This is a genomic window from Massilia atriviolacea, from assembly GCF_003953935.1.
Lineage (GTDB): Bacteria > Pseudomonadota > Gammaproteobacteria > Burkholderiales > Burkholderiaceae_D > Telluria_A > Telluria_A atriviolacea.
The window spans coordinates 12,672-22,931 of record NZ_RXLQ01000029.1; the positions used below are offsets into that span (position 1 = coordinate 12,672).

Genomic DNA, 10,260 nt, shown 5'->3' on the forward strand with positions numbered 1-10,260 from the left:
TGCGCGAATGGCGTACGCCAGTCCATCTTCAGGAGCCGCCTTGTATTTTTGGAAGCAACTTTCACCGTCCACACCGCACCGCCTCGCCGCCGGTACGGCTTTCGGCATGACCGACACCGGCACCGTACGCCCCTCGAACGAGGATAATTTCCTGATCGATGCCGGGCTGGGCCTGGTGGCCGTGGCCGACGGCATGGGCGGCCACGAATCGGGCGAGATCGCCAGCGCCGAAGCGCTGACCTCGCTGGCCCATTACCTGCGCGCCGCCACCGACCCGGACAGCGGAGCGCTCGCGCCCAACTTCCGCGCCAGCCCGTTCGACCCCGAATCGACCGATCCGGACGCCATCTGGGGCGAGGAGACGCTGGCCAGCATGGTGACGCTGCACGAGGCGGTCGAATTCGTCAACCAGCGCATGTACCAGACCAACCTGGCCGCGCGCCGGGGCGACGGCGGCGGCATGGGCACCACCCTCACCGGCGTATGGCAAGCCGAACCGGGCGCCCCGCTGCTGGTGTTCCATGTCGGCGACAGCCGCCTGTATCTCTACCGCGCCGGCGAGCTGACCCAGCTCACGCGCGACCACACCATGTACCAGGATGCGGTCGACGCCGGCGCCACCGAAAACCTGCCGCCCCGCAACCTGCTGCTGCAAGCCATCGGCCCCTCGGGCGACGTCCTTCCCGAGCTGCACATCCAGGCTGTCCAGCCCGGCGACCTGTACCTGCTGTGCAGCGACGGCCTGTACGGCGCCACCGCCGACGAGCGCATCGCCGCCGTGCTGGCCGACGCCCGCCCGGGCCAACTCGGCGATTGCTGCAAGGAACTTATCGCCACGGCCCTGCACGACGGCAGCCGCGATAACGTCACGGTCGTCCTGTTTCATTGCGATTAAGTCAAGATTAAAGTTCGACAAACATGCGTGCACCAGACACGACGCCGGACAAGGTCAGCCTGAGTTTCTACTGAGTAATCATGTAAAATCCCGGGTACAGCCTTTGTGCAGGAAAAAGAGAACAAGCAATGAAACGGTGGCTGAAGAATTTGTTGGGCGGCGACAGCGAGGAAAGCAAGCCTGCGCCCGTCGCCGTGGCCGCGCCGGCGCCTGCCAGGACGCGGGCGCCCGACGCTGCGCACGCCGCCATGGTGGACCTGCTGTTCTACCGCTGGCTGGCCGGCATCACCCAGAACAGCGGCCCGTCCAGCGACGAAAAAGTGGTCCTGGTCGAACTGGCCTACGTGACCCAGCTGCCGCTTGCCGAGATCGCCCTCGCGCCCAGCCGGCCGGCCGTGTTCACGCCGCTGCTGCGCTCCATGCGCGACAGTTCCGTGTCCGGCGCCGACCTGGCGCGCCAGCTGTCGCAGGACAAGGCGCTGATCGCCGAAGTGCTGCGCGAAGCGAACCGGCCCTGCCACCATCCGCACTATCACGCCAACGACCCGGTGACCACGGTCGAACGGGCCACCATGCTGCTGGGGGTGAACGGCTTGCGCATGCTGGTCGGACGCGCCTCGCTGCTGCCGGTCATCATGAGCATGCATCCGGGGCCGTTTTCGCAATTGTCCACGCCGCTGCTGTGGCGCCAGTGCGAAAAATGCGCGCTTGCCGCCAGCGTGCTGGCGCCCTCGGTGCGCGCCAACCCGGTCGAAGCGTATTTCGCCGGGCTGCTGCACAATATGGGCCTGATCGTCGCCTTCCGCGTGCTGGACCAGGCCAATACCGAAGCGTCGCTGCCGCAGTCGGAAGACTTTGTCGCCGCCCTGCACGCGCAGGCGCGCGCGCTGTCGGTGCGGATCGCCGAAGCATGGGGTTTTCCCGACACGGTGACGAGCGCCATCCGCGAAGCCGGCCGCCTGGACGGCACGCCGCTGTCGCAGGCGGTTGCGCTGGCCGACATGCTCAGTCGCCTGCGCATGCTGGTCGATTCGGCCCACTTCGAAGAGGACGACCCGTTCGTGCTCGAAGGGCTGGACGCGGCCGGCCTGGCCTGTTTCGAGGAACTGCATAGCGACGATGAATAACGAGGATGACTGATGCCGTTCGAGATTGAGCACAAGCTGGTGATCGGCGTGGCGTCGAGCGCCCTGTTCGACCTGACCGCCTCGCACCAGGTGTACCTGGACAGCGGGCCGGACGAATACCGCAGGTACCAGGAGCGCAACCTGGACGTCATTCTCGGCAAGGGCGTGGCGTTTCCCTTCATCCGCCGCTTCCTCAACATCAACAAGGTGTTCCCGCGCCAGACTCCGGTCGAAGTGGTGCTCTTTTCGCGCAACTCGCCCGAAACCGGCCTGCGCGTGATGCGCTCGATCGCCCACTACGGCCTGGATATCTCGCGCGCGGCCTTCATCACCGGGAAGTCGCCCTACACCTACCTGCCGGCCTTCAACGCGGCCCTGTTCCTGAGCGCGAACGAAGAAGACGTCAAGAGCGCCATCGCGGCCAACTATCCGGCCGGGCTGGTGCTGCCGTCGAAGACCGTCGACGACGACGAGGACATCGAACTGCGCGTGGCCTTCGACTTCGACGGCGTGATCGCCGACGACGAATCCGAGACCATCTTCAAGCGCAATAACGACCTTGAGGAATTCCATGCCCACGAGACGCTGCACATGGCGGTGCCGCACCAGCCGGGCCCCCTGGCCGAGATGTTCCGCAAGCTGTCGCTGATGCAGCGGCTGGAGGAACGCGCGCAAAAGCGCGACCCGGACTACAAGCGGGTGCTGCGGATCGCCATCATCACCGCGCGCAACGCGCCCTCGCACGAACGCGTGGTGACCACGCTCAAAAGCTGGGGCGTGTCGGCCAGCGAGACGTTTTTCCTGGGCGGCATGAACAAGACGCGCGTGCTGTCGATCTTCAAGCCGCATATCTTTTTCGACGACCAGCTGACCCACCTGAGCTCCTCGCCGGGCGGCACGATCCCGATGGTGCACGTGCCCTTCGGGATCGCCAACCGGCGCCCGGGCGGGTGACGCAAGCGGGCGTATTCGCGGCCCCGGGCGGGCACAGTCAGCATTATCCAGTTCCAGCTATAATTACCCGTCCCGCTCACAGCCAGCAGCCCGCATGCCCTTCGATTTAAAGAAATCACTCCCAAAAACCGGTAACCGCTTCGCCCTCCCGACCCTGTACGGATCCTCGGATGCGTATGCGCTGGCGGTGGCGGCGCTCGAACTCAAATCCGCCAGGCAGATGCTGACCGTGATCGTGGCCAATGCCAGCGACGGCCAGCGCCTGCTCGACGAAATCCCCTGGTTCGCCGACGGCAAGCTGGCCTGCCACCTGCTGCCGGACTGGGAAACGCTGCCCTACGACGCCTTTTCGCCGCACCAGGACCTGGTCTCCGAACGCCTGGCGACCCTGCACGAAATCCAGAACGGCCAGTGCGACGTGCTGATCGTGCCCGCCACCACGGCCCTGGTGCGCCTGGCGCCGCCGTCGTTCCTGGCGGCCTACACCTTCTTCTTCAAGCAGGGCGAAAAGCTCGACGAAACGCGCCTGAAGGCGCAGCTCACGCTGGCCGGCTACACCCACAATTCGCAGGTCATGTCGCCCGGCGAATACTCGGTGCGCGGCGGCCTGATCGACCTGTTCCCGATGGGTTCCGCCCTGCCCTACCGGCTCGACCTGTTCGGCGACGAAATCGAATCGATCCGCACCTTCGACGCCGACACCCAGCGCTCGATCTTCCCGGTCAAGGAAGTGCGCCTGCTGCCGGGCCGCGAGTTCCCGATGGACGAAGCGGCCCGCACCACCTTCCGCAGCCGCTGGCGCGAACGCTTCGAAGGCGATCCATCGCGCTCGGTGGTGTACAAGGACGTCAGCAGCGGCATCGCCTCGGCCGGCATCGAGTACTACCTGCCGCTGTTCTTCGACCAGACCGCGACCCTGTTCGACTACCTGCCCGCGAAAGCCAGCCTGGCGCTGGTGGGCGACATCGACGGCGCCATCAAGCGCTTCTGGCTCGACACCGAATCGCGCTACCGCTTCCTCAAGGCCGACCGCGACCGCCCGATCCTGGCACCCGATGAACTGTTCCTCAGCGACGAGAACTTCTTCACGCTGGCCAAGGCCTACGGCCGCTGGGTGATCGGCAAGGACGCCGATGCGCAGGCTTCCGAACTGTCGGCGCCGATTCCCAACATCGCGGTCAACCGCCGCATCGACGACCCGCTGACCAACCTGCGCGCCTACCTGCTGCAGAACCAGCGACACGATTCGCGCGTCATGATCTGCGCCGAATCGAACGGCCGCCGCGAAACGCTGCAGCAGTACTTCAACGAATACAGCCTGGCGCTGGCGCCGGTGGAAGGCTTCGCCGGCTTCGTGCAGTCGGACGCCAGGCTGGCGCTGGGCGTGGCGCCGCTGCAGGCCGGCTTCGAACTGTCCGAGGCGGGCACCGGCAACCTGATCTTCATTACCGAGACCGAGCTGTATGCGGGCTCGGGCCGGCGCGCCGGCAAGAAGAAGCAGGAAGGGGTGACCCAGGTCGAGTCGATGGTGCGCGACCTGTCGGAGCTGAAGATCGGCGACCCGGTGGTCCACATCAATCACGGCATCGGGCGCTACATGGGCCTGACCAGCATGGACCTGGGCGAAGGCGAGACCGAGTTCCTGCACCTCGACTACGCCAAGGACGCCAAGCTGTACGTGCCGGTATCGCAGCTGCATGTGATCTCGCGCTACTCGGGCGCTTCGCCCGAAGACGCGCCGCTGCATTCGCTCGGCTCGGGCCAGTGGGACAAGGCCAAGCGCAAGGCGGCCGAACAGGTGCGCGACACCGCCGCCGAGCTGCTTAACCTGTACGCGCGGCGCGCGCTGCGCCAGGGCCACTCCTTCGAATACTCGGCGCACGACTACCAGAACTTCGCCGACAGCTTCGGCTTCGAAGAAACCCCCGACCAGGCCGAGGCGATCAACAACGTCATCAAGGATATGACCGCCGGCAAACCGATGGACCGCCTGGTGTGCGGCGACGTCGGCTTCGGCAAGACCGAAGTGGCGCTGCGCGCGGCCTTCATCGCGGTCATGGGCGGCAAGCAGGTGGCGATCCTGGCGCCGACCACCTTGCTGGCCGAGCAGCATGCGCAGACCTTCGCCGACCGCTTTGCCGACTGGCCGGTGCGCATCGCCGAGCTGTCGCGCTTTCGCACCGGCAAAGAGATCAACAACGCCATCAAGGGCATGGCCGACGGCACGCTCGACATCGTGATCGGCACCCACAAGCTGCTCTCGCCGGACGTGCAGTTCACCCGCCTGGGCCTGGTCATCATCGACGAAGAACACCGCTTCGGCGTGCGCCAGAAAGAAGCGCTCAAGGCCCTGCGCGCCGAAGTCGACGTGCTCACGCTCACCGCCACCCCGATCCCGCGCACGCTCGGCATGGCGCTGGAAGGCTTGCGCGACTTTTCGATCATCGCCACCGCGCCGCAGAAGCGCCTCGCGATCAAGACCTTCGTGCGCAGCGAAGACGGCTCGGTGATCCGCGAAGCCTGCCTGCGCGAACTCAAACGCGGCGGCCAGATCTACTTCCTGCACAACGAGGTCGAGACCATCCAGAACCGCATGGCCATGCTCACCGAGCTGCTGCCGGAAGCGCGCATCGGCGTGGCCCACGGCCAGATGCACGAGCGCGACCTGGAAAAAGTCATGCGCGACTTCGTGGCGCAGCGCTTCAACATTTTGCTGTGCACGACGATCATCGAGACCGGTATCGACGTGCCGACCGCGAACACCATCATCATGCACCGCGCCGACAAATTCGGCCTGGCGCAGCTGCACCAGCTGCGCGGGCGCGTCGGCCGTTCGCACCATCAGGCCTACGCCTACCTGCTGGTCAATGACGTCAGCAGCCTGACCAAACAGGCGCAGCGGCGCCTGGACGCCATCCAGCAGATGGAAGAACTGGGCAGCGGCTTCTTCCTGGCGATGCACGACCTGGAAATCCGCGGCGCCGGCGAAGTACTTGGCGAAAACCAGTCCGGCGAGATGCTCGAAGTCGGCTTCCAGCTGTATTCCGACATGCTCAACGAAGCGGTACGTTCGCTCAAGGCCGGCAAGGAACCCGACCTGGCGGCGCCGCTGTCGACCACCACCGAAATCAACCTGCACGTCCCGGCGCTGCTGCCGGCCGATTTCTGCGGCGACGTGCACGAACGGCTGTCGATCTACAAGCGGCTGGCCAACTGCAACGCGCAGGAAAAGATCGACGACATGCAGGAAGAGCTGATCGACCGTTTCGGCAAGCTGCCCGACCCGGTCAAGGCGCTGATCGAAACGCACCGCCTGCGCATCGCCGCCAAGACGGTCGGCATCATCAAGATCGACGCGCACGGCGAAGCGGCCAGCCTGCAGTTCATGGTCAACCCGCCGATCGACTCGATGCGCATCATCACGCTGATACAGAAGAACCGCCACATCAAGCTGGCCGGCCAGGACAAGCTGAGAATCACCGCCAGCATGCCGGACCTGGCGGCGCGGGTCACGCAGGTCAAGCAAACGATCAAACAACTGTTAGCGTAAAACGAACATGACGACAATGAACCTGGTGCTGCAAAGCCTCGACGCCACCCCCGACACCCTGCGCCGCATCGCCGCGCTGGCCAATCCGGCGCGCGTGACGCAACTCGGCGAGCGCGCCATCCGCGCCGAAGACATTGCATTTTCCGATGTGCTCAAGCAGACCATCGAGGTGGCTGCCAACGCGGCAGGCATCGACGCCACCTTCATCGCGCCCGGACGCACCCTGGCCGATTTCAAGCTGGTGGCGATGGACATGGACTCGACGCTCATCACCATCGAGTGCATCGACGAAATCGCCGACATGCAGGGCCTCAAGCCGCAAGTGGCGGCCATTACCGAGGCGGCCATGCGCGGGGAGCTGGAGTTCGCCGAGAGCCTGACGCGGCGCGTGGCGCTGCTGGCCGGGCTGGACGCTGCCGCGCTCGAACGCGTGTACGAGGAGCGGCTGGCGATTTCGTTGGGCGGCGAAGCGATGCTGGCGGCGGTGCGCGCGGCCGGCCTGCGCACCTTGCTGGTGTCGGGCGGGTTCACCTTCTTCACCGAACGCCTCAAGGCGCGCCTGGGGCTCGATTACACCCATGCGAACGTGCTGGAAATCGTCGACGGCAAGCTGACCGGCCGCGTGCTGGGCGGGATTGTCGACGCCGAGGAAAAGAAGCGCACCGTCGAACGCGTGTGCGCCGATATCGGCATCGACACGGCGCAGGCGATTGTCATGGGCGACGGCGCCAATGACCTGAGCATGATGAGCGTCGCCGGGCTGTCGGTGGCGTTCCGCGCCAAGCCGGTGGTGCGGGCGCAGGCCGATGTGGCGCTGAGCTACACGGGCCTGGACGGCCTGCTCGCCATTCTCGCCTAAGTGCGCTACAGGCGGCGCCCCATCCGGGTCAGCCGCACGATTACCCCGCCGCTCAAGCGCAGGGCGATCGGCTCGATCGCCGCGAAGCCGTGCGCCAGGTACAGCGGCTCGCCCGGCATGGTCGACACCAGTTCCAGCGATGTGAATCCGGCCTGCGCGGCCGCCGCCATGCAGTGATTGAGCAGCATGCCGCCAAGGCCGCGCCGCGCCATCGACGGGTCGACGAAAAACGCGCGGATGCGGGCCGGCTCCGTGGCCGGGTCGAGCAGGCGGTCGGTGCCATGCTTGGCGCCGTCGCCGCCGAAATCCGTCGCACGCCGGCTCCAGCCGCCGCAGGCGACTACCACGCCATCGTCCTCGATGGCGAAATACGTCCCGTCTTCCACCAGCGCGCTGTCGACGCCGAACACCTCGCGCGTAATGGCGAGCGCTTCCTGCGGCGTATAGAAACCGTCGGCCAGGCCGATCCCGGAACGCGCGATCAGCGCCTCCAACAAGGGTTTTTCGGACATGCGGGCAAGGCGGATCGTGAACATACATGCTCCTGTGTGAGTGGACTGCCAAGTATAGACGACACCGGCGGCCAAAAAAAACGCGCACATGATGTGCGCGTTAAAAGGAGACGACCGGTGTGGCGGTGGGCGCGGTGGAACGCCATCCGCCTATCGTCTTGCTGTAATCCTCGTTCGATCGAGGTTATGCGGTGTCGACGCCTGCTCCACTGGCAGCGCGTTGATGGTCAGGATGCCCCAGATGAAATCGTTGGCGACGATATCGGCCGGGAGTTTGACGGTCCCCATCGGGAAGGCCGTCAGTTGTTTGGTGTACGGGCTGCCGTCGCGCCCGAAACCGGCGCTGGCGTGGCAGGAAATGCACGAGGAGCGCGTCAGCGGAATGCCGGCTCCCACGCGCTCGGTGAACGAGTTGCCGTGCATGAGCGGGGCGCCGTCGCGCGCCGTGAAGGCAATCTCGGACGCCTTGAGGCAGTAATTGTCCCAGGCCGCCGCCACGCGTTTGACCTCGAACAGTTTTTTCAGGGCCGCCGTCTTGGCGCAGCCGGCGTACTGGCGGTTCTGCGCCCCGCCCAGCGGCGCGATGCGGCGCCGGGTCGCGCCGTAGCTGTCGTTGCAGCCCATGGTGTCGCAGCGGCCGGGATTGAAGCGGTGCTCGAAACTGGCCCAGACCCAGTTCGGCGCGTCCTTGGAACTGACATGCATGGCCACCAGCGCGTAGCGGCGGCCCTCGACGAGCGTGGTGTAAAACGCTTCGCGCAGCTGCGCCGGGTTCTGGCGCACGCCGTTGCGCGCCAGCCAGGCGGCCAGGGTGTCGAACGGGACCCAGTCGGCCTTGACCTGGACCGCGTCTTCCGGCAGCGACACGCGCCATCCGCCCTGCGCCTTCTGGTACGCGGCGGCCAGCCCGGCCTGGGTATTGAGCTGGTTCTGCACGATGTAGCGGTACGTCGCGCGGTTGCGCCGCACTTCTTCGGCAAAGCACGGGACCTGCCCGGCCCGCCCCGACTGCACCGGAAAATTCCCGGCGGCGGCGTTGGCCACGACGCCGCAGTCGCTCTCGCCGGCCGCCGACTCGGCGCCGTGCGGCGCCAGTAGGCGCCGCAACACGCTCGCGCGCAGGCGCCGCGCCGCCTGTGCCGCCGGGCCGGGCCAGGCCGGGGTCTCGCTGTAGATGTCCTCGTCGGCGGCCCAGGTTTCGAATTCGACCCGGCCGCGCGACGCCGGCGCGACGATGGCGGCGAAGTGCTGCCAGGCCAGCCGGTCCGAGTGCACGCCGGACGCCAGCACGCCGCCGCTGGCGGCCACCGCCTGCGAGGCGCGCGCCGGCAGGTCGGCCGCCAGCGCCAGCACGGCCATGAGGATCAGGATCCAGTCACGCAGCTTCAAGCAAGACTCCATAGGCGGTAATCCCGCTCGGCGGGGCCGACTTCTGCACCTTGCGGGCGGCGAACCAGCCGGTCAGGCGACCGTCCTGGCTGCTGATGATGGGACAGGACGCGCTCAGCATCGTGTTGCGCCCGCTTTCGCCGACCAGCGCGCCGCCGCCGGCGACCACCGCGTTGCCGTGCGGGACAGCCACCAGCGCGCTCGGATAGCCGGTCAGCAGGCTGGTATTGGAAACGATGCGCGCTTCGAGCGCCACTTCCGGGCCGGTGCGGATGCCGATCACGAAGGCGGTGACGCGGGCCTGGTCGGCCGCGTCGTGCTCGCGCCCGGAGGCGCTCCAGCCGCAGATATTGCCGTCGGCCCCGATCAGCGGGTAGCTGGCGGTGAGCATATTGCCGTTGACGGGACTGGCGTAGTTATCCTGGGCGCCGCCGCCGGTGCCGATCCAGCCGGCGCCGAGCTTGACGCTCACGCCCGGGTCGGACACCAGCGCGCTGGTGGCGGAAAACACCTGCTGCTCGATCTTCACCGGTTCGCCGTCGCGGGTGATGCGGATGCCGACCGCGTACACGGCCAGCGGGACCGGGTCGGCCAGGCCGAAGTCGCGTCCGGCCGCCGCCCAGCCGGTGTACACGCCGGACTGGTTGCGGGTCGGGTAGCAGGCGGTCAGCGTGTTCGAGGTGCCGCGGCCCATGTCGTAGGCGCCGCCACCGGTGAGCGTGAAGCCCGGCGGCAGCCACACTTGCGCCGTCGGCCCGGTTGCCCGGGTTGCCACTCCAACGAATGCATAACTTTCGATCACGATACCCATGTTCCCCAACTCTCTTCAACGGATTAGCTTCTTCCTGCCCGACAGGGCCGTGATGACATACTTAGCAACTAGCGTGCCAAGCTGATAATAGGGGGAATATGACATGCAAACTGGGTGTTCCTTGCCTCAACACATGTCAACGAGCATGTAAATCCCGCCGAAT

At 66.5% G+C, this 10,260-nt stretch carries 8 protein-coding genes; 5 read left to right on the forward strand and 3 right to left on the reverse strand.

The window, feature by feature from the left end:
- The first annotated feature begins 106 nt into the window (after positions 1-106).
- The 5 genes from EJB06_RS30230 to serB all read left to right on the forward strand — a co-directional run bounded on the left by EJB06_RS30230 (position 107) and on the right by serB (position 7,385).
- A complete protein-coding gene (locus tag EJB06_RS30230; protein WP_198420953.1) occupies positions 107-895 on the forward strand; it encodes a PP2C family protein-serine/threonine phosphatase in 789 nt (262 codons plus the stop codon).
- Between the two features lie 128 nt (positions 896-1,023).
- The gene (locus tag EJB06_RS30235) at positions 1,024-2,022 is read left to right on the forward strand and encodes an HDOD domain-containing protein (RefSeq protein ID WP_126077740.1); all 999 of its coding nucleotides are present in this window, start codon (positions 1,024-1,026) and stop codon (positions 2,020-2,022) included.
- A 12-nt stretch (positions 2,023-2,034) separates the two neighbouring features.
- Positions 2,035-2,976: a 5'-nucleotidase gene (locus EJB06_RS30240; protein WP_126077741.1), complete on the forward strand. Its 942-nt coding sequence runs from the start codon at positions 2,035-2,037 to the stop codon at positions 2,974-2,976.
- A gap of 94 nt (positions 2,977-3,070) precedes the next feature.
- Positions 3,071-6,526, forward strand: a complete 3,456-nt coding sequence (gene mfd, locus EJB06_RS30245) for a transcription-repair coupling factor (protein ID WP_126077742.1) — start codon at positions 3,071-3,073, stop codon at positions 6,524-6,526.
- A gap of 16 nt (positions 6,527-6,542) precedes the next feature.
- The gene (gene serB / locus EJB06_RS30250; protein WP_126077766.1) at positions 6,543-7,385 is read left to right on the forward strand and encodes a phosphoserine phosphatase SerB; all 843 of its coding nucleotides are present in this window, start codon (positions 6,543-6,545) and stop codon (positions 7,383-7,385) included.
- 5 nt (positions 7,386-7,390) lie between these two features.
- On the opposite strand, the gene EJB06_RS30255 is transcribed toward serB, so the two are convergent.
- The 3 genes from EJB06_RS30255 to EJB06_RS30265 form a co-directional block, all read right to left on the reverse strand.
- Positions 7,391-7,921 (reverse strand): GNAT family N-acetyltransferase, encoded by a 531-nt coding sequence (locus EJB06_RS30255; RefSeq protein ID WP_126077743.1) that lies wholly within the window; start codon positions 7,919-7,921, stop codon positions 7,391-7,393.
- Positions 7,922-8,047: 126 nt separating this feature from the next.
- The gene (locus EJB06_RS30260) at positions 8,048-9,286 is read right to left on the reverse strand and encodes a hypothetical protein (RefSeq protein WP_126077744.1); all 1,239 of its coding nucleotides are present in this window, start codon (positions 9,284-9,286) and stop codon (positions 8,048-8,050) included.
- The gene (locus EJB06_RS30265) at positions 9,273-10,097 is read right to left on the reverse strand and encodes a hypothetical protein (RefSeq protein ID WP_164558077.1); all 825 of its coding nucleotides are present in this window, start codon (positions 10,095-10,097) and stop codon (positions 9,273-9,275) included. Before EJB06_RS30265 ends, EJB06_RS30260 begins: the two co-directional genes overlap by 14 nt.
- Between the last annotated feature and the right edge of the window lie 163 nt (positions 10,098-10,260).